18 protein-coding genes and 1 pseudogene are annotated in these 25065 nt (G+C 58.9%); 16 read left to right on the top strand and 3 right to left on the bottom strand.

What is annotated here, in order from left to right; translation table 11 throughout:
* Positions 1-6 precede the first annotated feature (6 nt).
* The 12 genes and pseudogenes from dppD to MKleb_RS26330 all read left to right on the top strand — a co-directional run bounded on the left by dppD (position 7) and on the right by MKleb_RS26330 (position 15485).
* On the top strand, positions 7-990 hold the full coding sequence (gene dppD, locus MKleb_RS26385; RefSeq protein ID WP_004855320.1) for a dipeptide ABC transporter ATP-binding protein: 984 nt from the start codon (positions 7-9) through the stop codon (positions 988-990).
* Positions 987-2000 carry a dipeptide ABC transporter ATP-binding subunit DppF gene (dppF, locus tag MKleb_RS26380; protein WP_014227185.1) on the top strand — a complete coding sequence of 338 codons (1014 nt, stop codon included), beginning with the start codon at positions 987-989 and terminating at the stop codon, positions 1998-2000. The genes dppD and dppF overlap by 4 nt, the downstream gene beginning before the upstream one ends.
* 713 nt (positions 2001-2713) lie before the next feature.
* Positions 2714-3292, top strand: coding sequence for a cellulose biosynthesis protein BcsO (gene bcsO / locus MKleb_RS26375; RefSeq protein WP_025106798.1), 579 nt, complete (start codon positions 2714-2716; stop codon positions 3290-3292).
* 1 nt (position 3293) lies between these two features.
* Positions 3294-4086: pseudogene (bcsQ, locus tag MKleb_RS26370) on the top strand (cellulose biosynthesis protein BcsQ).
* Positions 4087-4106: 20 nt separating this feature from the next.
* Positions 4107-6218, top strand: coding sequence for a UDP-forming cellulose synthase catalytic subunit (gene bcsA / locus MKleb_RS26365; RefSeq protein ID WP_014227182.1), 2112 nt, complete (start codon positions 4107-4109; stop codon positions 6216-6218).
* Positions 6215-8623 carry a cellulose biosynthesis cyclic di-GMP-binding regulatory protein BcsB gene (gene bcsB / locus MKleb_RS26360; RefSeq protein ID WP_025106799.1) on the top strand — a complete coding sequence of 803 codons (2409 nt, stop codon included), beginning with the start codon at positions 6215-6217 and terminating at the stop codon, positions 8621-8623. Before bcsA (MKleb_RS26365) ends, bcsB (MKleb_RS26360) begins: the two co-directional genes overlap by 4 nt.
* Positions 8620-12672: a cellulose biosynthesis protein BcsC gene (locus MKleb_RS26355; RefSeq protein WP_025106800.1), complete on the top strand. Its 4053-nt coding sequence runs from the start codon at positions 8620-8622 to the stop codon at positions 12670-12672. Before bcsB (MKleb_RS26360) ends, MKleb_RS26355 begins: the two co-directional genes overlap by 4 nt.
* Entirely contained in the window at positions 12672-13148 is a 477-nt protein-coding gene (bcsD, locus tag MKleb_RS26350) for a cellulose biosynthesis protein BcsD (protein WP_025106801.1), read from the top strand. Before MKleb_RS26355 ends, bcsD begins: the two co-directional genes overlap by 1 nt.
* Before the next feature lie 11 nt (positions 13149-13159).
* Positions 13160-14158 (top strand): glycosyl hydrolase family 8, encoded by a 999-nt coding sequence (locus MKleb_RS26345; RefSeq protein ID WP_025106802.1) that lies wholly within the window; start codon positions 13160-13162, stop codon positions 14156-14158.
* 265 nt (positions 14159-14423) lie between these two features.
* The gene (locus MKleb_RS26340; protein ID WP_004855299.1) at positions 14424-14531 is read left to right on the top strand and encodes a type I toxin-antitoxin system toxin Ldr family protein; all 108 of its coding nucleotides are present in this window, start codon (positions 14424-14426) and stop codon (positions 14529-14531) included.
* Positions 14532-14899: 368 nt separating this feature from the next.
* Positions 14900-15007, top strand: a complete 108-nt coding sequence (locus MKleb_RS26335) for a type I toxin-antitoxin system toxin Ldr family protein (RefSeq protein WP_004855299.1) — start codon at positions 14900-14902, stop codon at positions 15005-15007.
* Between the two features lie 370 nt (positions 15008-15377).
* Positions 15378-15485 (top strand): type I toxin-antitoxin system toxin Ldr family protein, encoded by a 108-nt coding sequence (locus tag MKleb_RS26330; RefSeq protein ID WP_014227177.1) that lies wholly within the window; start codon positions 15378-15380, stop codon positions 15483-15485.
* Between the two features lie 83 nt (positions 15486-15568).
* Here the strand turns inward: MKleb_RS26330 and bcsG are convergent, their stop codons facing one another.
* Genes bcsG through bcsE form a run of 3 tightly spaced genes read right to left on the bottom strand, consistent with a single transcriptional unit; the run spans position 15569 to position 18992 of the window.
* Positions 15569-17245 (bottom strand): cellulose biosynthesis protein BcsG, encoded by a 1677-nt coding sequence (bcsG, locus tag MKleb_RS26325; protein ID WP_025106803.1) that lies wholly within the window; start codon positions 17243-17245, stop codon positions 15569-15571.
* Positions 17242-17439, bottom strand: a complete 198-nt coding sequence (bcsF, locus tag MKleb_RS26320; RefSeq protein ID WP_014227175.1) for a cellulose biosynthesis protein BcsF — start codon at positions 17437-17439, stop codon at positions 17242-17244. The genes bcsG and bcsF overlap by 4 nt, the downstream gene beginning before the upstream one ends.
* The gene (gene bcsE / locus MKleb_RS26315) at positions 17436-18992 is read right to left on the bottom strand and encodes a cellulose biosynthesis protein BcsE (protein WP_025106804.1); all 1557 of its coding nucleotides are present in this window, start codon (positions 18990-18992) and stop codon (positions 17436-17438) included. Before bcsE ends, bcsF begins: the two co-directional genes overlap by 4 nt.
* A 167-nt stretch (positions 18993-19159) precedes the next feature.
* On the opposite strand from bcsE, the gene bcsR reads away from it, so the two are divergent.
* Genes bcsR through bcsB (MKleb_RS26295) form a run of 4 tightly spaced genes read left to right on the top strand, consistent with a single transcriptional unit; the run spans position 19160 to position 25065 of the window.
* Positions 19160-19348 carry a cellulose biosynthesis protein BcsR gene (bcsR, locus tag MKleb_RS26310; protein ID WP_004855289.1) on the top strand — a complete coding sequence of 63 codons (189 nt, stop codon included), beginning with the start codon at positions 19160-19162 and terminating at the stop codon, positions 19346-19348.
* Between the two features lie 11 nt (positions 19349-19359).
* Positions 19360-20097 (top strand): cellulose biosynthesis protein BcsQ, encoded by a 738-nt coding sequence (gene bcsQ / locus MKleb_RS26305; protein ID WP_025106805.1) that lies wholly within the window; start codon positions 19360-19362, stop codon positions 20095-20097.
* Positions 20094-22712: a UDP-forming cellulose synthase catalytic subunit gene (gene bcsA, locus MKleb_RS26300; protein WP_025106806.1), complete on the top strand. Its 2619-nt coding sequence runs from the start codon at positions 20094-20096 to the stop codon at positions 22710-22712. The genes bcsQ (MKleb_RS26305) and bcsA (MKleb_RS26300) overlap by 4 nt, the downstream gene beginning before the upstream one ends.
* A gap of 10 nt (positions 22713-22722) precedes the next feature.
* Positions 22723-25065 carry a cellulose biosynthesis cyclic di-GMP-binding regulatory protein BcsB gene (bcsB, locus tag MKleb_RS26295; protein WP_025106807.1) on the top strand — a complete coding sequence of 781 codons (2343 nt, stop codon included), beginning with the start codon at positions 22723-22725 and terminating at the stop codon, positions 25063-25065.

Here is a 25065-nt window from a genome sequence, read left to right as displayed (position 1 = left end):
TTCGAGATGGCGTTATTAAATGTAGATAAACTCTCGGTGCACTTCGGCGACGAAGGGACGCCGTTCCGCGCCGTAGATCGCGTAAGCTACAGCGTAAATCAGGGCGAAGTGGTCGGTATCGTCGGCGAGTCCGGCTCGGGTAAATCGGTCAGCTCGCTGGCGATTATGGGGCTGATTGACTATCCCGGCCGGGTGATGGCTGAAAAGCTGGAATTTAACGGTCGCGACCTGAAGCGCATTTCCGAAAAAGAGCGCCGCCAACTGGTGGGCGCGGAAGTGGCGATGATCTTCCAGGACCCGATGACCAGCCTGAATCCGTGCTATACCGTCGGTTACCAGATTATGGAAGCCATTAAGGTGCACCAGGGCGGCAACAAGAAAACCCGCGTGCAGCGGGCGATTGACCTGCTGACGCTGGTGGGGATCCCCGATCCGGCTTCGCGTCTTGACGTCTATCCGCACCAGCTTTCCGGCGGTATGAGCCAGCGCGTGATGATCGCGATGGCCATCGCCTGTCGGCCAAAGCTGCTGATTGCCGATGAGCCCACGACGGCGCTGGATGTGACCATCCAGGCGCAGATCATCGAGCTGCTGCTGGAGCTGCAGCAGAAAGAGAATATGGCGCTGATCCTGATTACCCACGATCTGGCGCTGGTGGCCGAAGCGGCGCACAAAATCATCGTCATGTACGCGGGGCAGGTGGTGGAAACCGGCGACGCGAAGGATATCTTCCGCGCGCCTCGCCACCCCTATACGCAGGCGCTGCTGCGCGCGCTGCCGGAGTTCGCTCAGGATAAAGCGCGTCTTGCCTCGCTGCCGGGCGTGGTGCCGGGCAAATACGACCGTCCGAGCGGCTGTCTGCTCAACCCGCGCTGCCCCTATGCGACCGACAAATGCCGCAGCGAAGAACCTGAGCTGAACCTGCTTAACGGCGGTCGCCAGTCGAAATGTCATTACCCACTTGATGATGCCGGGAGGCCTGGGCTATGAGTACGCATGAGGCCACCACGCAACAGCCTCTGTTGCTGGCCACCGATTTGAAAAAATACTATCCGGTGAAGAAGGGGCTCTTCACGCCGGAACGCCTGGTCAAGGCGCTGGACGGCGTCTCGTTTACCCTTGAACGCGGTAAAACGCTGGCGGTAGTGGGGGAGTCCGGCTGCGGTAAATCCACGCTCGGTCGTCTGCTGACGATGATTGAAATCCCCACCGGCGGCGAGCTCTATTACCAGGGACAGGACCTGCTTAAGCACGATCCGCAGGCGCAGAAGCTGCGCCGGCAGAAAATCCAGATTGTGTTCCAGAACCCCTACGGTTCGCTGAACCCGCGTAAAAAGGTGGGGCAGATTCTGGAAGAGCCGCTGCAGATCAACACCAGCTTGAGCAAAGAGCAGCGCCGGGAGAAGGCGCTGGCGATGATGGCCAAAGTGGGCCTGAAAACCGAGCACTACGACCGCTATCCGCATATGTTCTCCGGCGGCCAGCGTCAGCGTATCGCCATTGCCCGCGGTCTGATGCTTGACCCGGACGTGGTGATCGCCGACGAACCGGTTTCCGCGCTGGACGTTTCGGTGCGCGCGCAGGTGCTGAACCTGATGATGGATTTACAGCAGGATCTGGGGCTTTCTTACGTCTTTATCTCCCACGATCTGTCGGTCGTGGAGCATATCGCTGATGAAGTGATGGTGATGTATTTAGGCCGCTGCGTGGAGAAAGGGACGAAAGATCAAATCTTCAACAACCCGCAGCATCCGTACACGCAGGCGCTGCTGTCGGCAACGCCGCGTCTGAATCCGGATGACCGCCGCGAGCGCATCAAGCTCACCGGCGAGCTGCCGAGCCCGCTGAATCCGCCGCCGGGCTGCGCGTTTAACGCCCGCTGCCGTCGCCGTTTCGGCCCGTGCACCCAGCTTCAGCCGCAGCTGAAGGACTACGGCGGCCAGCTGGTAGCCTGCTTTGCGGTCGACCAGGATCAGAACGGCGAGAAGCCCCTGAGCTGATTCAGGCAATCGATAATCAAAGCCGAAGCCTGTGCTTCGGCTTTTTTTTAACCATAACTCAGCACTGTTGGAACAACCGACAACGAACAATACTGGCATTTTACGCCACAACCATTGCTATCTCGGGAGTCCGGGATAACTACATGAATGTATTTTACTTTATCTTGATTGTTTCTTTAGCCGGAGCAAATTAACAGCAAAAGCGATGCATAAAACTGTTCCTTGTTGTTCGGTCAACGCTTTATATTCCTGGTTTTTGGCTAACATCCTGAGCTATTTATTTTGGACGGGAACAATATTTTATTATTTTAATTAAGCGCGGTAAGTGATTTCTAAACGCCTTAAAAAATATTAAAATGTATTCTCTTTAGCCTTCCCCTGGCGTGTATTACGCCGTTTTTTAAAATTCAGACAGTATAAAAAACTACGATCTGCTAATAGCCTGGCAGGCTGCGGGGGGATTGACGGCGCAGCCGCCCAAAAAATGGGGCTATCATTTTGAAAAAGAACTGTTAGTGTAACCGCACTACCACTATGGAATTACACCAGCCTGACCTATCCAAAATAATCAAAACGCGACTAAAGTTAGCGTATTGTGACGGCCGTAACGCCGGGTAAATGCCCAAAAAACAACAAATTAAACTACGCTTTAGTGGCGTGGGATGACAATTAAAACAGATTAAATATGACGTATTTAAATCATGAGGTTATCTATGAACCATTATGATGATTTGCAGCGCTTCAAGGAAAAGACGCGGACACACAGTCTAAAATTTAAGGACCTCTCATCAGAAGCCGCCGCCGGTGAAAAAGGGGATTGGGTTATTCTCAATCAACTTATTCCGGCGGAGGAAGCGTCTTCTTTGGCCATGGGTGGGTCAGTTTCCTTACCTCTGCCGCAGCGGGTTCCTGCCGATATGTTTCACAAGGTGGAGCCTGCGGCCGTTCAGGCTCCCCCGGGGCCCTCTTTGGCTGCACCGTCCCTGATTATCCCGCCCTCCGCGCCGCAGCCCGCCCCCCTGACGGACATTGCTGCTGCGGCGGCCGTAGAGCCTGCGCTGCCGCAAAGCCTGGCAGCGGCTGCGCCCGCCCCCCAGCCGGCGGTTTCTCAGGCTGCTGCGCAGCCGGTACCGGTCAGCGTCCCTGCTCCGGCAGTCAGGCCTCGTCCGGCGGCCGCGCCGACGACGGAGGGTTTTGCCCATCTTTTTGCGGCCAAAACCGCGGAGCCGGTAGCAAAAGATAAAGATCAGTCACTGAAATCACTCCTGGAGAGGATTGCGACATGCCGTTGATCTGCGTGTGTTCACCGAAAGGCGGCGTAGGAAAAACGACCCTGGCGGCAAATCTGGCCTGGGCGCTGGCCCGCGCAGGCAGTAAAGTTCTGGCCCTCGATTTTGATGTGCAGAACGCCCTGCGCCTGCATTTTGGCGTCCCCCTCAGCGACGAGCGCGGCTATGTCGCGAAAGCGCTGGAGCTCCATGACTGGAGCCAGTGCGTATTAAGCGCCGGCAGCAATATCTTCGTCTTGCCCTACGGCGACGTGAGCGACGCGCAGCGGCAGGCCTTCGATGAACGCCTGAGCCATGACGAGCATTTCCTGACCCGTGGCCTGGCGGCATTACTCAATTATCCGGGGCTGATTACGATTGCCGACCTGCCGCCGGGCCCTTCGCCCGCGCTAAAGGCGCTCACTTCGCTTGCCGATATGCATCTGGTACCGCTGCTGGCGGATACCGCCTCGACGTCCGCGCTGGCGCACGTCGAAAAGCAGCGTCTGACCGGGGGCGAACTCAACCATAAACTCGGACACTATTTTGTGATTAACCAGAGCGATAACCGTCGCCAGGTCAGTCGCGATGTTACGGCGTTAATGGAAGAAAAGCTGGGCGATCGTCTGCTGGGCATCATCCATCGTGATGAAAGCGTGGTGGAAGCTAATGCTTCCCAGAAGTCGATCCTGGACTTTAACTCCTCCTCCGCAGCCGCCTTTGATATTGAAATTATTGCCAAAAAAATCTCTGCGCAGTTGGGTATCAATATTGGTGACGGCAAGGTGCATAGCCAGCCTCGCAGGTCAGGGCTTTAATTTAATTGCAGGGCTGCTGAATGAAAAAGACGCTTTTCTGGTTGCTGGTACTGGTACTTTCGCCCATTGCCGTGCTGGTGGTGATCACGCCGATGGACAGCCAAAAGCAGTATATTTTTGGCCTCCTGAGCATCGGTATTCTCTTTGTGATGGGGTTCAGTAAAAACCGCAGCGTTTCCGTCATCATGGTGGTGACATCGCTGCTGATGTCGACCCGTTATATGTATTTCCGTTTAACGCAGACCCTGCATTTTAACTCCACCATCGAAGCGATTCTGGGGATGGGGCTGTTTCTGGCGGAAGTCTATATCTGGGTGATGCTGCTGCTTAACTACCTGCAAACGGTCTGGCCGCTAAAGCGTGAAATTGTCCCGCTGCCGGATGATATGAGCAAATGGCCGACGGTGGATATCTATATTCCCAGCTATAACGAACCGCTTGAGGTGGTGCGTGATACGGTGCTGGCTGCGCAGTGTATTGATTATCCAAAAGATAAATTAAAAATCTATTTGCTGGATGACGGTAAGCGCAATGAATTCGCGGTATTCGCCGCCGACGTTGGGGTTGGGTATATCACCCGTAACGATAACAAACACGCCAAGGCGGGCAACCTCAACCACGCGATGACGTTGACCCACGGCGAGCTTATCTGCGTTTTTGATTGCGACCACGTGGCAACCCGCGTCTTTTTGCAGGCGACGGTGGGCGGATTCCTCAACGATCCGATGCTGGCGCTGGTGCAGACGCCGCACTACTTCTATTCGCCGGACCCTTTTGAGCGCAACCTCTCCGTGGGCCGCAATATTCCTAACGAAGGGATGCTGTTTTATGGCCCGATTCAGCAGGGGAACGACAACTGGAACGCGACCTTTTTCTGCGGCTCCTGCGCCGTCATTCGCCGCGCCGCGCTGGAACAGATCGGCGGCTTTGCGGTAGAGACCGTGACCGAAGATGCCCATACCGCGCTGAAGTTCCAGCGCCTGGGCTGGAAGTCGGCGTTCCTGGATATTCCTCTGGCGGCCGGCTTAGCTACCGAACGTCTGGTAGTGCACGTGATTCAGCGTACCCGCTGGGCGCGCGGGATGACGCAAATATTCCGTCTGGATAACCCGCTACTGGGCCGTGGGCTGACGTTCCAGCAGCGCCTGTGCTATCTCAGCGCCATGCTCTATTATCAGTTCGCCCTGCCGCGGGTGGTCTTTGTCACCGCACCGCTGGCCTACCTGCTGTTCAACCTGAATATCATCTACTCCTCGGCCAGCCTGATTGTCTCCTACGCGCTGCCGCATCTGTTCCTCGCGATCTATGTCGGCTCGCGCATGAACGGCCGCTATCGTTACAGCTTCTGGGGCGAAATCTACGATATCGTGCTGGCGTTCCACCTGGTGCTGCCGACGCTGGTGACCATGATTTTCCCCAAACGCGGGAAATTCAACGTGACCGATAAAGGCGGCCTGCTGGACGTGGGCTACTTCGACTTTACCGTCGTCAGACCGCACCTGGTCGTCGCCTGTCTGCTGGGCCTGGGGGTGGTGGTCGGTATCGTCCGCGCTATCGGTCACGACTACTTTGGCTCAGACCCGAACGTTATCGCGCTGAACGTCGGCTGGGGGATTTACAGCCTGATCTTCCTGCTGGCCGCCATTGCCGTGGCGCGCGAAACCCGTCAGGTGCGAAAAACGATTCGTATTGATGTCGATATTCCGGTACTGATCCACTACACCAGCGGCATTGTCTCCCGCAGCCACACTGCGGACCTGTCCATGGGCGGCTGCCGCGTAAGCGCGCCGGATAAGCGTCACCTGCAGGATGAAATCGAAGAGATTGAGCTGATTCTCCAGTCCGGCGCGATTTCGATCCCGGTGCGCCAGGTTACCGCTGACGACCAGTTTATTCGTCTGCAATTTGATGAAAACATTCAGCTCTCCCGCCGCCGCGAGCTGGTGCGCGTGGTGCTGGCCCGCGCCGATGCGTGGATTAACCCGCCGCGCCCGCAGGACAACCCGTTCCGCTCTTTTGCCACCATTTTGCGCTGCGTATTCGAACTGTTCTGGCTGACGTGGAAGACGCGCCGTAGCCAGCGTCGTCAGCCGCCTGCGGCGAATCCCGCGCAGGAGGACGGCAGCCTATGAAACGTTTAACGACGCTTGCGCTGCTGGCCGGTATGCTCTCTGCGCCAGCGCTGCATAGCGAGGAAACGCCCTCTGACGCATTGCCGCCGCTTAATTTTCCGCTACCTGATGCGCAAGCCAGCGGCGCGTCGGCGCCTGCCAGCGAGTCGAATTCGCCCGCCACGACGGAGCCCGCGCCGGCAAACGTCCCTCAGCCGGCTTCGCTACCCGCGATGCCGTCGCCGGTTGCCTCTGGGGTCGCTGATACGGTGCCGCTAACGCCGATTGTCGGTGGAGACCTGAACCTCATGCAGATGGGCATGCCGGACGGCATCATCCTTAGCGGTGGACAAAACCAGGGCGGCGCCAGCTTTACGCTGCCCTCCGATCAGGTGGTCACCCATGCCCAGCTGATGCTGGATGTTAAGGTCTCGCCGGAGATGGCGTCCCGCAACGCCACGCTGCAGTTAATGCTCAACGGCCAGCCGCTCGGCACGCTACCGCTGGGCGCGGACGGCGAGGAGATCTCGCACTATCAGCTGGATATTCCGGCGGCGCTGATGGTCTCCAGCAACAACCTGAGCTTTAAGATTAACGACGGCGATGCAATGCAGTGCCGGCTCGATATTCACGACACCTCGCGGGTGACCATTTTGCCCGCCTCCCACTTTAGCTGGGAGAGCCAGCAGCTTAATATCAGCAACGATTTAGGCCATTTCCCGCGCCCGTTTTTCGACAGCATGCAGATGACGCCGGCTGATATCGCTATCGCGTATCCGGAGAAACCAACGGCGGATATTTTCAGCGCTGCGGTGCTGGTATCGTCATGGCTGGGTATTCAGGCCGATTATCGCGGTATCGCTTTTGACGCGCTGCGCGATCGCCTGCCCGAGAAGCACGGTATTATCATCGGCCACCCCGGCGATCGGGTGGGCGGCCTGACGCTGCCGCAAACCGACAGGCCGCTGCTGCGGATCGTTGAGAACCCCGGCAATCCGGCCTATAAGCTGCTGCTCATCGTCGGCCAGAACGACGCGGCGCTGCGGATGGCCGCCTGGCGACTGACCCGCGGCGATTTCGCCCCGCAGACGGCCAGCATGGATGTTGATCCGCAGACGATAGCCGTCAGCAAGCCGTACGACGCCCCGCGCTGGATCGCCACCGATCGGCCGGTAAAAATCAGCGAGCTGATCCGCCAGGATCAAAGTATGACCGTCAGCGGCGTATGGCATGAACCGCTACGCGTGGCCTTCCGCGCCGCGCCGGACCTCTACCTGTGGGATGGCGAAACCATTCCCCTGCAGATCGGCTACCGTTTCCCGTCGGAGAGCTGGATTAACGAGGATAAGTCGCTGTTGAGCGTGACGCTCAACAACACCTTCCTCAACAACCTGCCGATGAATAAACAGGGTCCGCTGGAGAAGCTCTGGCGTCACCTGGGCGGCGACGCGCGTCAGGAGCGTTTCACTATCCCGCTGGCGCCGTATCTGATTTACGGCGATAACCAGCTCTCGCTCTATTTCAATCTGGTGCCGAAGGACAGCGCGCCCTGTTCGGTTCTGCTGAACAGCACGATTAAAAGCCGCATCACCGACGACTCGTGGATCGATTTGAGCGGTACGCGGCACTTCTCGCTGTTGCCGAATCTTTCCTATTTTGTCGGCGCGTCGTTCCCGTTCTCCCGGTTGGCGGATTATTCGCAAACCACGCTGCTGCTGCCGGAACAGCCTTCGGAAACGCAGGTCGCGACGATGCTGAATCTGGCCGCCCGTTCGGGTAATTCGACCGGTAAAGCGCTGGCCAATAACCGCGTGATGCTGGGCGTTCCTGACGACGGCGCGAATGCGCTGTTCCTGCGCGCTCGCGATGTCCTGGCGGTGAGCGCCCTCGATCAGAAAGCGTTTAATCAGCGCCTGCTGGCCGATTCTCCCTATCAACCGGTCGATAACCTGCTGAGCGTACGTGAACCGGCGCTATGGACAAAAATTCAGCGCAGGCTGAGCGGCGACTGGGCCTCCGACGGCGTGGATGCCGATCGCTATTTCTCTTCCAGCAGCGCCTGGCGCGGGTTTATTAGCTATCGCTCGCCGTGGAACCCGCAGCGGGTGGTCGTGGTGGCGATGGCCAGCAGCGACGATCAGCTGGCGAAACTGGAAGACGATCTTAATTCACCGCGCATCAATGCCGGTATTCGCGGCGATACGGCGGTGATTACCAGCGATAACGGCGTGCGTAGCTTCCAGGTCAGTACGCCGTTCCCCAGCGGCCAGATGCCGTGGTACATGATGGCGGTGTGGTATGCCAACCAGCACTCCGGCCTGCTGGCGGTGCTGGGGTTAATCGCCACGTCCATTCTGGGTCTGGCGCTGACCGCGATGTTCAAACGTCATGCCCGCAAGCGCCTGGAGTCGGGAGATAGCCAATGAAAAGAGTCAGTAAAATGAATACGAAGGCGGCCCGTCAATTTTCCACGCTGTGCCTGTCCGGCGCGCTGACGCTTGGCGCCTTCGGCGAGGCGCAGGCGGCGGGTAACGATGCGGCGCTGCAGGCGCTGTTTGCGCAGGCCAACTACTGGCACGAAAAATCGCACGACGAGCTGGCGATGGAATCGCTGCAAAAAGTGTTATCGGTGGATGCCAACAACGCTCAGGCGCTGTACCTGATGGCACTGTGGGCGCAGCAGGGGGGCAACCTGCAGGCCGCGGCCCAGTGGCGGGCGCGACTGGAGAAAGCGGCGCCCAACAGTCCCGGCCTGCAGGATCTGGATAGCGCCAAAAAAATGGCGCAGGTCCCGCAGGGGCAGCTCAACCTGGCCAGACAGCAGGCGCGCAGCGGCAACGTGCCCGCCGCGCTGGCGACCTGGCGGAGTATGTTCAACGGAAGCGTTCCGCCTTCCGGACTGGCGGCGGAATACTACATGACGATGGCCAGCGACAAATCGCTCTATCCGCAGGCGTTGAGCGAACTGCGTCAGTACGTCGCTCAGCATCCGCAGGAGAACGGGCCGCGCGTGGCCCTGGGTAAGGCGCTGACATGGCGCGAAGAGACCCGCCGGGAAGGGATCGCCATGCTGGAGCCGATGGCCAGCGGCAGCAAAGAAGCCGATGCGGGACTGCGTCAGGCGCTGCTGTGGATGGGGCCGCAGCCGGGAGATGAGCCGTTTTACGATACCTGGATGCAGCGCCACCCGCAGGATAGCGAAGTGCAGAACTACTTCCGCGAACGGCGCAGCGGCCAGGCGCGCGGTCAGGGTTACGCTGACCTGAACAGCGGCAATACCGCCGCGGCGAAGCAGCAGTTTGAACAGGTCCTGCAAACCAATCCGCAGGATGCTGACGCGCTTGCCGGGATGGGCTATATCGCCCAGCGCAGCGGCGATTTTCAGGCGGCCTCTCAGTATTTGGGCCGGGCGGCGGATCTCGGCGGCGAGGGCTCTGAAACCCGGCGTCAGCAGGCAGGGGATGCGCTGTTTTACGGCCAGCTTGCTCAGGCGCAGCAGGCCTATAAGCAAGGCAACATTAGCCAGGCGCTGGCGCTCTCCGCGCCGCTGGCGCAGCAGAGCGGGACGCAGGGCTCGGCGGCGAAGCTGTTCCGCGCCGACGTTCTGCGCCACAACAAAGACCTGCCCCAGGCCGAACAAACGCTGCGGGCGCTGCTCAACGAGCAGCCGCAAAATGGCCCCGCCCGGGAGAATCTCTATTACGTTCTGCGTGAACAGAATAAAACCGCAGAAGCCCAGTCGATGCTGCGAACGCTGCCGGAAAGCCTGCAGCAAAAGCTGCAGCCGCGCGTGGTCACCGGGACGCCGGGAGACTCCCTGCGTCGACAGGCCCAGGAGCAGGCCAGCGGCGGTAACGTGTCCGGGGCGATCGCCACGCTGCGCCAGGGCGTTTCTCGCTATCCGGACGATGCGTGGATGCGCCTCGATCTGGCCCGACTGCTGCAAAAATCCGGCAACGACGGCGAGGCGAATGCGATTATGGGCGCCGCGTATCGTCCCGGCGCCAGCAGCAGCTCGCTGTACGCCGCCGCCCTTTTCGCCAGCGAGAACGGCGGCTGGCAGCAGGCGCAAACGCTGCTGGCAAGAATTCCCCCCGCCAGCCAGACCAGCCAGATGCGCGATTTGCACCAGCGGGTGAACTACAACCTGCAGCTGGCGACGGCCGAGGGGTATCTGGCGCAGGGTAATTCCGTCGCGGCGTCCAATACGCTGAGGGCGATGGCCGCGACGCCGCCAAAAGCCCCGGCGGATGTCGGTAAACTGGCGCGCCTGCTGGCCCAGAGCGGCGATGTCACTACCGCGGTATCGCTGGTGCGTAACAATATTAACGGCGGCATCTCCGGCAACGCCGGGGATTACGCCGATCAGGTGACGGTGCTTAACCAGGCTGGCCTGACCAACGAAGCGCAGAGGCTGCTCACCAACCCGCAGCTGCAGGCAAGCAGTACGCCGACGCAGCTGGCCAGCATTCGCAACGGCTATGTGATTAACGACGCGGATCGCCTGCGCGAGCAGGGTAACTACGCGGCGGCGTATGACAAGCTGATGGGCGCCATGCAGAGCGACCCGCAAAATACCGACCTGATGTTCGCCATGGCGCGTCTCTATCAGAGCGGCAAAATGAATAAAGAGGCCGGGGTCGTCTATGACTACCTGATGACCCGCGATACGCCGACCCAGGACGCGCGCAGCGGGGCTATTGATGTCGCGCTGTCGGCGGGCGATAACGACCGGGCGGCGCAGCTGGCAAGCGGGCTGCGCCCGGATAATTCGCCGGACCGTTTGCTGCTGCTGGCGCGCGTGGCCGAATCGCAGGGCCATCATCAGCAGGCGATGACCTATCTGCGCAGCGCTCGCGGCAGGCTGCTGGGGTTACAGAGCAGCAACGGCACGCAAACGCCGACCGTGGGCGGCGTGCTGGCGGCGGATAATCCGTTCGTCGGCGTCTCGCGCACGCCGGCGGCGACGCGTACCGCCTCCAGCTACGGGCAATATATGCCGTGGCAGGTTTCACAGGTATCGACGGGCGATGGCAGTACGCTGCCGGGGATCCAGCGCACCGATCTGCCGGTCGAAACCGCGCAGACCCGGATGCTGCGCCAGGTGGATACCATGATGGAGACGTTGCAGGAAAAAACCGGCACCTGGCTGCAGGGGGGCATGGAGGTTCGCGGCCGCGATGGCGAATCCGGCACCAGTAAGCTGACCGAAATCAAAACCCCGCTGACCTGGTCCTCCTCGCCGTTCGGTGATTCGCGTTTCGACTTTACCGTGACGCCGATTACGTTGAACGCAGGGACGGCAACCGGGGACGCCTGGCGGCGCTATGGCGCGAATCCGCTATCAAACGCGGTCTCCAATATGATCTCCACCGCCACCAGCGAGCAGGCGGCGATTGCGGCGATGACCGATACCGAGCGCACGACGTACTTTGCCAACAATCCGGGGGCGGAGACCTTGAGCGGTCTCGGCACGCTGAATGCTTCAGACTTTAACGCCACCACCAGCAGCGGCATGGAGAATCTGGCGAAGCTGGGCGCTTACGATTCCGGGCAGGTCGCCAGCTATCTGGCTTCTTCAAATCTGAAACCTAACGTTGATCGGGCCAGCGGCTCAACCGATTCGCAAAAAGCCAACGGCGTGGCGCTGGCGCTGGCGCTGAGCGGCGACGAATATCGCGTCGATATCGGCAGCACGCCGCTGGGTCAGGATCTGAATACCGTTGTGGGCGGCGTGAAGTGGTCGCCGAAGCTGACTAACTATCTGTCGCTGATTTTTACCGGCGAGCGTCGTTCGCTGACCGACAGCCTGCTCTCCTGGGTGGGGCTGAAGGATTCCTACTCCGGCAAAACCTGGGGTCAGGTGACCAAAAACGGCGGTACCCTGCAGCTCAGCTATGACGACGGCGATGCCGGTTTCTACGTCGGCGGCGGGGGCTATAGCTACCTGGGACAAAACGTCGCCAGCAATACCAGCATCAACGCCAACGCCGGGGTTTATCTGCGGCCTTACCACGATGAGTATCGTCAGCTGCAGACCGGGCTGAGTATGAGCTACATGGATTACTCGAAAAACCTGAGCTACTTCACCTACGGACAAGGGGGCTACTTCAGCCCGCAGAACTACGTCAGCGTGTCGCTGCCGGTAAGCCTGACGGAGAAATATGATAACTGGACGATGAAGCTTGGCGGTTCGGTGGGGTATCAATCTTACAGCCAGGATAAGAGCGCCTATTTCCCGACCAACGCCGAGTGGCAGCAAACGCTCGAGACCGCTGTGAGCAACGGTTTTGCCAAAGAGGCCTACTATTCAGCCACCTCGAAGAGCGGCATCGGCTATACCCTGCGCGCCGGCGCGGATTACAAAGTCAATAAACAGATGACGCTCGGCGGCCAGGTGGGTTATGACACCTTCGGCGATTACAACGAGAGCACCGCCGGCCTCTATATCCGCTACATGCTGGGAGATCGCTGATCGTGACGGACAATAATAATGCGCTGGTAATGGCCTGGTTTCAGCAGCAGCAAACCCCTGCCGGGTGGTTCGATCTGCTGCTGATTATGGTTGATGGCATGGTCAATAACGCGGGCGAGCTGGAGAGCCAGCCCTTTCTGCGGCAAATGGGCGAGGCGCTGGCCGATGAGCATCCGCTACCGGAGTCGGAAACGCTCGGTGAGCTGGAAGCCAATATGAATGCGCAGCTAAGCCGGTTTCAGTGGGGCGTAGTGAGCGTTGAGGTTAGCGATGACGGCCTGCGGTTACGCCATCAGGCGCTGCCGGTGAGCCGCGATGAAGCGCGCCGCGTCCGCTGGTGTAATGCGTTTTGTGCCATACTCGAGGGGCTTTATTCCCGCTGGCTACAGGGACAGGGCGGCGCGGCGCACGTGGTGTTACAGCGCGAGCGGCTGTTTTCGGTCTCTGACGTTCAGTTTCTTTACTTCCATCCCTGAAGGGTGAATTTATGTCCTTGCGTGCTTTAGCGACAGTCGTGGTGACGACGGTGATGATGCTTCCCCACGCGTGGGCCGATACGGCGTGGGAAAGCTATAAATCGCGTTTTATGATGCCGGACGGACGCATTATTGATACCGGCAACGGCAACGTCTCCCATACCGAAGGGCAAGGTTTTGCCATGCTGTTAGCGGTGGCTAATAACGATCGCCCCGCCTTTGACAAGCTATGGCAGTGGACCGATAAAACCCTACGTAACAAAGATAACGGGTTGTTTTACTGGCGCTATAACCCGGTGGCGCCCAATCCGGTGGCGGACAAAAACGATGCCACCGATGGTGATACCCTGATTGCCTGGGCGCTGCTGCGCGCGCAGCAGCAGTGGCATGAAAAATCCTACGGCAGCGCGTCGGATGCGATAACCGCTTCGCTCCTGAAGTCTACGGTGGTCACGTTTGCCGGTCGTCAGGTGATGCTTCCGGGCGCAAAGGGATTCTATCTCAACGACCACCTGAATCTTAACCCCTCCTACTTTATCTTTCCGGCGTGGCAGGCCTTCGCCGCGCGTACGCATCTAACCGCCTGGAGAAAGCTGCAGAGCGATGGCCAGGCGCTGCTGGGAAACATGGCGTGGGGGAAATCGCAGCTTCCCAGCGACTGGGTGGCCTTAAGAGCGGACGGTAAGATGGAGCCGGCAAAAGAGTGGCCGACGCGAATGAGCTTCGATGCGATCCGTATTCCGCTGTATGTCTACTGGAGTGACTCGAAAAGCAGCCTGCTGACGCCGTGGAAAAACTGGTTCCAGCGCTATCCGCGTCCGCAGACGCCGGCGTGGATAAACGTGAATACCGATGAAGTGGCGCCGTGGTTTATGACCGGCGGGCTGCTGGCGGTACGCGATTTAACCCTTGGCGAAGCGCAGGCCGATCCGCAGATTACGCCCCAGGACGACTATTACTCCGCCAGCCTGAAGCTGCTGGTATGGCTGGCAAATAAAGACCAGGCGTAAACTATGGAATGCGCCTCGAATAACGCAGTCGAGCCGGGTGCTGAAATCTGAAGGGCGCCGTAGAATCGTCGGCAAGCCGGGCTTGCCCGGTGAGGCGCAATGTTGCGGGGGCTTGAACCCCGGCGGCAGAGATGAATTGGTTGCTGGAAAGAGAAAACCCCCGCACGTTGTTTGGTATCAACCTGGCAACGTATCGGGGGCTACTCTCAAACCTGAACAATTTGAGGATAGCCGCGAACGGTTGCCATTGCAACAAGGCGGCTGTATGACGCTCGCTCAGTTGGGCCTGGTGCTGTGGGACGATCTGGCGGCTCCGGTGATTGCTGGCATTCTGGTCAGCATTATCGTGAGCCGGATGGATAACCGGAAGTAGCCGGGCGGTGGGTATCTGCCTGCCTTAGTGGCAGCATGCGCCCGAACGGGGCCGCAGGGGTAACAACCTGCGGCCTTTTTCGTTGTATTGCTGCAACAAAAAAGTTTCCTGGAATGCGTCTCGCACCGCGCGTAATGGCGGAGTGCGGGTACCCGATCGGGCCAGTAGAATCGTCAGCAAGCCGGGCTCGCCCGGTGAGGCGCAATGTTGCGGGGGCTTGAACCCCGGCGGCATAGAGAGATGGTTGCTGGAAAGAGAAAACCCCCGCACGTTGTTGGTATAAACCTGGCAACGTATCGGGGGCTAACCTCGCATCTAGACCATTCGAGGATAGCCGCGAACGGTTGCCATTGCAACAAGGCGGCTGTATGACGCTCGCTCAGTTGGGCCTGGTGCTGTGGGACGATCTGGCGGCTCCGGTGATTGCTGGCATTCTGGTCAGCATTATCGTGAGCCGGATGGATAACCGGAAGTAGCCGGCCGGTGGGTATCTGCCTGCCTTAGTGGCAGCATGCGCCCGAACGGGGCCGCAGGGGTAACAACCTGCGGCCTTTTTCGTTGTATTGCTGCAACAAAAAAGTTTCCTGGAATGCGTCTCGCACCGCGCGTAATGGCGGAGTGCGGGTACCCGATCGGGCCAGTAGAATCGTCAGCAAGCCGGGCTCGCCCGGTGAGGCGCAATGTTGCGGGGGCTTGAACCCCGGCGGCATCGATGGATGGGTTGCTGGAAAGAGAAATCCCCCGCACGTTGTTTGGTATCAACCTGGCAACGTATCGGGGGCTAATCTCGAACCTCAACAATTCGAGAATAGCCGCGAACGGTTGCCATTGCAACAAGGCGGCTGTATGACGCTCGCTCAGTTGGGCCTGCTGCTGTGGGACGATCTGGCGGCTCCGGTGATTGCTGGCATTCTGGTCAGCATTATCGTGAGCCGGATGGATAACCGGAAGTAGCCGGCCGGTGGGTATCTGCCTACCTTAGTGGCAGCATGCGCCCGAACGGGGCCGCAGGGATAACATCCTGCGGCCTTTTTCGTTTATTGCGGATAAGGGACCCAACTGCCGCCGTTCAGCTGAACATACGGTTTCCCCTGGTATTGAATGACGATGGCGTTGGAGTTTTCCGACACCGCCGCGCTCTGCGGCAGGTTGGCAATATACTGCTGCCAGTTGATGTCGTTTTCGTCAAACATCTTGCCGTCGAGGGCGCGGACCACCAGCTCAGAAATCGCCAGGTAGCTGCTTGGCTGGTTGATGATAATCGGCGCATCGGGGTGTCTTGCCTTAATGCCGAAAAATTTCACCGCCGCCGGTACGTTAGTAATGGATGGGCTGGGAATATCGCGCAGGCCGGAAACCTGCATTTTGTCGCCTTTCAATGCCGCACCGTGTTCCGGTACGACGATGACCAGCACCTTACGCCCCGATCTCTCCAGTTCGGTGAAGAAATTATCCAGCTCATCGAAGAACTTCTGCGCACGGGCTTTATAGTCCGCGGTTTTGCTCTGGCCCGGATAGTGGTTACCGTCATGCAGCGGCAGCGTGTTGTAGAAGGTCGCCGTGCGCGGCGTATTCAGCTTATCCAGCGACTGCAGCCAGCGGTTCAGCGTCGCCTGGTCGTCATAGACCGGAGAGCCGTCAAAGCCCTGCAGAATGACCGGCAGGCCGCTTTGATCCATCAGCGGGCTCTGGATCCCGCCCAGCGAGCGAAGCTCCTTCAGGAAGTCGCCGAAGATACCGTTGTGGCCGAGCATCAGCTGCTGGGTGAAGCCCAGCTTCGCCAGGTTTTCAAACAGATAGCATTCGCTGCCCGATGGCTGATAAAGGTTCGCATGAGAGAGCTGGCCGCAGCTGGCGCGCAGCAGACGCGCCGCCGCCGGCCCGCTGTAAGAGGTCGCCGAGTTAAAGTTTTTGAACAGCAGGTCGAAATGCTTCCACAGCGGATGATCCATCAGCCCGGCCGCTTCAATATCCGACCATGAGAGCGAGCAGATGTTGATTATCAGCACATCAAACGGCTGGGCATCGGCCGGAAGCGCATCCGGGAAAGTGGTTTTACGTTTTTGCTCAGAAGCGTAAAAGGCATTCAGCCAGTTGGTGAGATTGGCCGACGTCGGCGGCTCGGTCTGCGGCGGAATATCGTTATTCGCCGGCGCAGTATTGGTCGCGATGGCCGTTCCGCCGGCCGTATTAACGGCGGTGTTCGCCGCCGCGGTCGTCGGCTGACCTGCCGGCCAAAGGCTGAAAGAGGGCAGCAGCGGACTGACCACCAGCCAGACCACGATCGCCGAGACGAAAACCGTCACTCGTAGCCACTGGCTGATAAACAGCCACAGGACCAGCAGCACGAAGAACGCGCCGACCATATTCCAGTTAATAAAGCGGGTCACCAGATCCCAGATATAGTCGGCGCTGAAGCCGGCAATCTGCGAGCCCTGGCTGGCAATGCTTTCCGGGCCGGGCAGCCAGGTGTCGTGCCAGAACAACATAAAACCCAGCGGGATTGCTATCCAGTGGCGGATACGGTGCAGCTTATACTGTGGAATTGGCACCAGCAGGAAGGCCAGAAACACCAGGTTTAACATGGGATGAAAATTGAGGTATCCGCCCCATAGCAATGCGAACTTCACCAGAAAGTAGAAGTTCCAGCCAGATAAGCCTCGCCAGTACCGCCAGAGCGGAAGCGACGCGGTGGGTGTTTTGGGTTTGGTCATTTCGTTGATTTGCCTTGCCTGGATGTCGCTTCCCGGCGCAGCACGCCAGCCGGTTTGACATAACGGGGTTTAAAGAACATCAGTCTTAATGTGGTGCGAATACGCCGCTGGTAGTGGCGCGTCAGGTATCCCAGCGGGAAGAACAGCAGGGCGCACAGGACGACCAGCTGAATAATATCGGCGATAGACATCATAAGGTTGGCTCCCCATCAATGGACAGACGGTGCGCCTCGGGGTTGCGCCGCCAGCTTCGCCCGTCATGGGTGGCGTTGATGGTTTCATTTTTGCCAAGCGAAATGGGCAGCGGCGTGTTCCAGTTCTCCGGCAGAATCCCGCGCATCTGCATGATTTCAGCCGTTATTTGCTTATCTTCAAACCAAATCATACGGTTAGAAAAAATATCGCCGGTTGGTAAAGGGAAAATATGGTTTAACGCGGTATCCAGGTCGTTCACCCGGCAAAATGACAGAAACAGCACCAGGCGGTTGTTGCCGATGGTCATAATGTCGCCCATACGGTTGGGCTTACACAGCGTCAGCGCCTGCTCTACGCGCAGGCCGGGCGCCGGGCGCAGCGCCACCATTACGCCTTTGCCATCGGCGGGCAGCATGGTGTTGGCCATAATATTGTGCACCGCTTCGCAGAAGTCCCCCCATTTCTGGTAGCCGCGCAGTTTTAGCGGCTGGCTCCAGGTCAGCAGAGTATTAAAATCTTCCGGGATATGGCGAGTAAACTGCTGTTTTTGAACGCTTTCTATAAGCGTGAGGCAGCGGGATAACGGCGCGCCGCTGGGAATAACCATATTGGCGCCGCTGCTCAGCAGCAGGCGTTCATCGGTGGCGCGCAGGCTCGGCGTTTGCTCGCGGACGACGATTTTTAACGCGCTGCCGCGCTGGCGGCGCAGGGTATGGATATAGCGTCCCAGCTGTTCAATCTGTTCGTTCTGGGTAATGGAGAAGATCAGCGTTGCCGCCTGCGCCATCCTCCCGGCGTTGAAAACGGCGTCGTTGGTATCGAACAGCGTCCAGTATTCGGATAGCGCGGGGGCACCTTCCAGTACGCGCAGATTGCTAAGAATGACTTTTTCGTCGCTGCGCGGTTGCACCACCGTTTCTTCATCCTGTGCCAGCCGCCAGCCGTTTTCATCCTGAAGAACAATGAGCTGCTGCCGGGCGCTGATGCCTTTTTCACTCCCCCACCAGGCGATATCGAACAGGTGGTTATCCCCCTGGTAACGAATACTTGCCAGGCCGGAAAGCGAACGGTACTCGCGTAATAAAGGGGAGAGTTGCTTATCGATATCGTGCCCGGAATTAAGTACTAGTAATGAACAACGATGATAATTAGTCCATCGATACGATTTCTCAACCCAATTGCATAAATCATCGCTTTTTATATTCTGCCAGGCATTTTCAGCGCATAGCAGAATAAACAAATAATTGCCAGGTTCGAGGGAACAAACTAAATCGCGGTGCATTTCTTGCAGCCCCTCAGCACGGTTCGGCATGCTAAATAACGCCACCTTTTCTGGCCCGCAATTTTTCTCTAGTTCAATGATTTTATTTGGGTTATCACCCATGACTATCGCCGCAACCTGGCTCTGTTTATCCTGGGCCGCCAGCGTATGGTTGAGCAGGCTTACCGCGTCGGCATAGCGGTCGACATTCAGCCACCATACTCCACCCACGGGCATATGGCGTACTTCGTCCCATAATGATGAAATACCCAAAGAATATACGATATCCACGGCGTCCCTCGTGAGACTTGATTTACACTTGATTAGTTTACTAGCGAAAGCGTCAGAGTAAACCTAACATTGAAATTAAAGGACATCAGTTTTAGCATGTAAACATATTTTAAGGATGATCTTACGCCTCTCGGTTTAATTTATTGTATTTTCCAACGGACAGAGAAATGCCAGCAAAAGAGCCTGCTGTACCCACCGATGCGACTTTGGGCTACACGTTTCAAAATGATTTCCTGGCGTTAAGCCGGGCATTTTCCCTGCCTGATATTCACTACCACGATATTTCCCGACGCGAGCAGTTAACCGCGGCGCTAAAACGCTGGCCATTACTGGCTGAATTAGCAGAGAAAAAGTAAGGAAGCCGTCGATGGCGATTCTGGGATTACAGGGCGTGCGCGGCGGTACCGGCACCACGTCGATTACCGCTGCGCTGGCCTGGGCGCTGCAATTACTCGGTGAAACCGTACTGGTGGTGGACGCCAGCCCGGACAACATGTTGCGCTTTTTTTTCAACGTCGATTTCAGCCACAAAGCGGGCTGGGCGCGCGCCACGATCGACGGCAGCGACTGGCGCGACGCCGGTCTGCGCTACACCTCGCATATCGATCTTTTGCCCTTTGGTCAGCTGACGCCGGGCGAGCGCGCGAACATTGACCAGCTTCAGCCGACGCTGGCGCCGATGGCTGGGATGGTGCAGAAGCTCCATCAGCAGGGCGATCACCGCTGGCTGCTGATTGACCTGCCGGACGGTTACTCGCCGCTGACCCGCTCCCTCATTAACGTCTGCGACCGCACGCTGGTCATCGTGCATCCGGACGGCAACAGCCATATTCGCCTGCATCAGCAGGCGCTGCCGGTCAATAGCGATATTTTGATTAACGATCTGCGCGTCGGCAGCCAGCTGCAGGAGGATTTGTATCAGCTGTGGCTGGAGAGCCAGCGCCGCATTCTGCCGGTGACTATCCATCGTGATGAGGCGATGGCGGAGTGTCTGGCGGCGAAGCAGCCGCTCGGCGAGTACCGGCAGGACTCTCTGGCGGCGGAGGAGATACTGACGCTGGCCAACTGGTGTCTGCTGCACTACGCCGGGAAGGGGGCGGAATGATTCGCCTGAGCACCTTACTGCTGGCGCCGCCGGTCGGGAAACGGCTGAACGAGCGCTATCGCGACTATCGCCAGCACGGCGCGTCGTGGCTGTCGGCCGCGCTGGGCTGCCTGTGGGCATCTCTGGCATGGGCGTTTATGCCGCTGGAAACGCCGCGCTGGCAGGCTATTCGCGAACGTCACGGCGAGTTTTTCCCGCATATTAATCCGCATCGGCCGCGCCCGCTGGACCCGATTCGCTACCTGCTGCAGTGCGTGTGGCTGCTGGCGACGCGGGTGCCGGAGCCGGATAAAAAGATCAACTGGCGTTCGCTGGCGGCGCTGGAAGGCGTCCAGGGGCGCTATGCCCAGTGGCTGGAAAAGCTGCCGGAAAAGGTTAACGCCCGCACCGGTCACCTGGATAAGCATAAAGAGCTGGCTCACCTGTCGCCAAAGCTGCGGCGGTTTATTCTGGGCACGATAACCTTTTTCTCGCTAATCCTCGCGCTGCTCTGTATTACCCAGCCGTTTAACCCGCTCTCGCAGTTTATTTTCCTGCTGCTGCTGTGGGGCGTGGCGCTGCTGGTGCGCCGCATTCCGGGACGCTTTTCGGCCCTGATGCTGATTGTGCTGTCGCTGACCGTCTCCTGCCGCTACATCTGGTGGCGCTACACCTCGACGCTCAACTGGGATGATCCCGTGAGCCTCGTGTGCGGGATAATTCTGCTGTTCGCCGAAACCTACGCCTGGGTGGTGCTGGTGCTGGGGTATTTCCAGGTCGTCTGGCCGCTGAACCGTCAGCCGGTCCCGCTGCCGGAGGATATGGCGCAGTGGCCGACGGTCGATATTTTCGTGCCGACCTACAACGAAGACCTCAACGTGGTGAAAAACACCATTTACGCTTCCCAGGGGATCGACTGGCCGAAGGACAAGCTCAATATCTGGATCCTCGACGACGGCGGGCGCGAAGAGTTCCGCCAGTTCGCCAAAGACGTCGGGGTGCACTACATCGCCCGCACCACCCACGAACACGCGAAAGCCGGGAATATCAACAACGCCCTGAAGTACGCCAAGGGCGAGTTCGTGTCGATTTTTGACTGCGACCACGTGCCGACCCGCTCGTTCCTGCAGATGACCATGGGCTGGTTCCTGAAAGAGAAAGAGTTGGCGATGATGCAGACGCCGCACCACTTCTTCTCCCCGGACCCGTTTGAGCGCAACCTGGGACGATTCCGCAAAACCCCGAACGAAGGCACGCTGTTTTATGGCCTGGTGCAGGACGGGAACGACATGTGGGACGCGACCTTCTTCTGCGGCTCCTGCGCGGTGATCCGCCGCGGCCCGCTGGATGAAATCGGCGGCATTGCCGTGGAAACGGTGACTGAAGACGCCCACACCTCTCTGCGCCTGCACCGTCGCGGGCACACTTCAGCCTACATGCGTATCCCGCAGGCGGCCGGTCTGGCGACGGAGAGCCTGTCGGCGCATATTGGCCAGCGCATCCGCTGGGCCCGCGGGATGGTACAAATTTTCCGCCTTGATAACCCCTTGTTTGGCAAAGGGCTGAAGCTGGCGCAGCGCATCTGCTACGTCAACGCGATGCTGCACTTTCTGTCCGGTATTCCGCGGCTGATCTTCCTGACCGCGCCGCTGGCGTTTCTGCTGCTGCACGCCTATATCATCTATGCGCCAGCGCTGATGATCGCCCTGTTCGTGCTACCGCATATGATTCACGCCAGCCTGACCAACTCGAAGATTCAGGGCAAATACCGCCACTCTTTCTGGAGCGAGATCTATGAAACGGTGCTGGCGTGGTATATCGCGCCGCCGACCTTTGTCGCGTTGATTAACCCGCATAAGGGCAAATTCAACGTGACGGCAAAAGGCGGACTGGTGGAGGACGAGTACGTCGACTGGGTAATCTCTCGTCCCTATATCTATCTCGTGCTGCTGAACCTGGTCGGCGTCGGGGTGGGGATCTGGCGCTTTATGTACGGCCCGGAAAACGAAATTCTGACCGTCTGGGTGAGCATTATCTGGGTGTTCTATAACCTGATTATTCTCGGCGGCGCGGTGGCGGTCTCGGTTGAAAGCAAGCAGGTGCGGCGATCGCACCGCGTGGAGATGTCGATGCCGGCGGCGATTGCCCGCGATGACGGGCACCTGTTCTCCTGTACCGTCCATGATTACTCAGACGGGGGCCTTGGGGTCAAGATTCACGGCGAGGCGCAGGTGCTGGAAAGCCAGCACGTCAAGCTGTTGCTGAAACGCGGGCAGCAGGAGTACGCCTTCCCGGTGCGGGTCGCGCGGGTCAACGGCAGCGAGGTCGGGCTACAGCTGCTGCCGTTAAGCAATCAACAGCATATTGATTTTGTACAGTGTACGTTTGCCCGCGCAGATACGTGGGCGCTTTGGCAGGATAGCTTCCCGGAAGATAAGCCGATGGAAAGCCTGCTGGATATCCTGAAGCTGGGGTTCCGTGGATATCGTCACCTGGCGGAGTTTTCTCCGCCGTCGGTGAAGGTTATTTTCCGCTCGCTCACCATGCTGGTGGCCTGGTTTGTCTCGTTTATTCCGCGCCGTCCGGAACGCGCAGCGGCGACACTCTCGGCAGAACCGGCGATGGCTCAACAATGATGATAATGCGATGAACAGAAAACTCTCTTTGATTTGTGCAGTAGCGGTGGGTATTAGCGGATGGTCTCCCTTCGCTTCGTATGCGGAACCGACGGCGGCGGCGACTCAGGCCGCGCCGACGACGACGGTCCCCGGTATCGCTGGTACGGTGGGGGACAGCCAGCCCACGGCGACGCTTGCCAATCCGGCAGCGCCGGTGGTGGTGCTGGATAACGCTCCGACCCGCGACGTGAAGCTGACCTTCGCCAAAATCGCCCCGCCTCCGGGCAGCATGGTGCTGCGCGGCGCGCGCCCTGAGGGGTCGGTAGAGTTCGGTATGCGCAGCGATGAAGTGGTGGCAAAAGCGCTGCTGAATCTCGACTACACGCCCTCTCCGTCGCTGCTGCCGGTGCAGTCGCAGCTGAAGGTGTATCTTAACGATGAGCTGATGGGCGTGCTGCCGGTCACCAAAGAGCAGTTGGGTAAAAAAGTCAGCGCGCAGATCCCTATCGATCCGCTCTATATCACCGACTTTAACCGCGTGCGCCTTGAGTTTGTCGGCCACTATCGCGATGTCTGTGAAAACCCGGCCAGCAGCACCTTGTGGCTGGACGTCGGTCGCGAAAGCTATCTGGATTTAACCTACCAGTCGCTGAACGTGCGCAACGATCTTTCGCATTTCCCGATACCGTTCTACGATTCGCGCGATAACCGCCAGCTGACGCTACCGATGGTCTTCGCCTCCGCGCCGGGTGTCCTGCAGCAGCAGGCAGCGGCCATCGTCGCCTCCTGGTTCGGCAGCAAGGCGGGCTGGCGCGGCCAGCAGTTCCCGGTGCAGTTCAACGCGCTGCCGGACCGTAACGCCATTGTGTTTGCGACCAACGATAAGCGCCCTGACTTCCTGCGCGAGCATCCGCCGGTTAAGGCGCCGACGATTGAAATGATCGACCACCCGGATAATCCGTACGTCAAGCTGCTGGTGGTCTTTGGACGGGATGACAACGACCTGCTGCAGGCAGCGAAGGGGATAGCCCAGGGCAATATTCTGTTCCGCGGCAGCAGCGTGACGGTTGACGATGTCAAACAGCTGCAGGCGCGTAAACCCTACGATGCGCCGAACTGGGTGCGTACCGATCGGGCGGTGACCTTTGCCGAGCTGAAAACCTACGAACAGCAGCTGCAATCCAGCGGCCTGGTGCCGGACTCCATCAACGTAGCGCTGAACCTGCCGCCGGACCTCTACCTGCTGCGCGCCAACGGCATCGATATGAACCTGAACTATCGCTACACCATGCCGCCTATCAAGGACAGCTCGCGCATGGATATCAGCCTGAACGATCGGTTCTTACAGTCCTTCAGCCTCAACAGCTCGCAGGATGTGAATAAGCTGATACTACGCCTGCCGGTGCTGCAGGGGCTGCTGGACGGCAAAACGGAAGTGACGATCCCGGCATTGCGCCTCGGCGCCATGAATCAGCTGCGCTTTGACTTTCAGTATATGAACCCGATGCCGGGCGGTTCTATCGATAACTGTATTACCTTCCAGCCGGTGCAGAACCACGTGGTGATAGGCGACGACTCGACCATCGATTTCTCGAAGTACTATCACTTTATGGCGATGCCGGATCTGCGCGTATTTGCTAACGCGGGCTTCCCGTACAGCCGGATGGCCGATCTCGCCGATACCCTGGTCGTGGTGCCCAAATCGCCGACCGAGGGCCAGGTTGCCACGCTGCTGGAGACGGCCGGCGGCATTGGCGCGCAAACCGGCCTGGCGGCCATTAACCTGCGCATGACCGACGACGGCAGCCAGATTAAGGACAAAGACGCCGACCTGCTGCTGATTGGCTCCATTCCGCAGGCGCTGAAGGACGACACGAAAATCAACCTGCTGGTTGAAGCGACCAAAAGCTGGGTGAAAACGCCGATGCGCCACTACGATCTGGCCAGCATCTATCCCGATACCGAGGCCAGAACGCCGAATACCCGCACCGACGTCACGTCCACCGGGCCGATGGCGGCGATTATTGGCTTCCAGTCGCCGTACAACGATCAGCGCAGCGTCGTGGCGCTGCTGGCCGACAGCCCGCGCGGCAACGAACTGCTGACCCAGGCGCTTAACGACAGCGGTAAACGCGCGGCGATGTTTGGTTCCGTTGCGGTGATTCGTGAGTCGGGCGTCAACAGCCTGAGGGTGGGCGATATTTACTATATCGGGCACCTGCCGTGGTTCGAACGTATCTGGTTTGCGCTCTCCAGCCATCCGGTGCTGCTGGCTATTCTGGCCGCGGTCAGCATCGTCCTGCTGGCATGGGTGCTATGGCGCATGCTGCGCATTATCAGCCGTCGCCGCCTCGACCTTGATGATGAGTAA

Origin of the sequence: Klebsiella sp. PL-2018, assembly GCF_019048985.1 — a bacterium.
Lineage (GTDB): Bacteria > Pseudomonadota > Gammaproteobacteria > Enterobacterales > Enterobacteriaceae > Klebsiella > Klebsiella michiganensis.
This window is presented reverse-complemented; position numbering and strand designations above follow the sequence as displayed.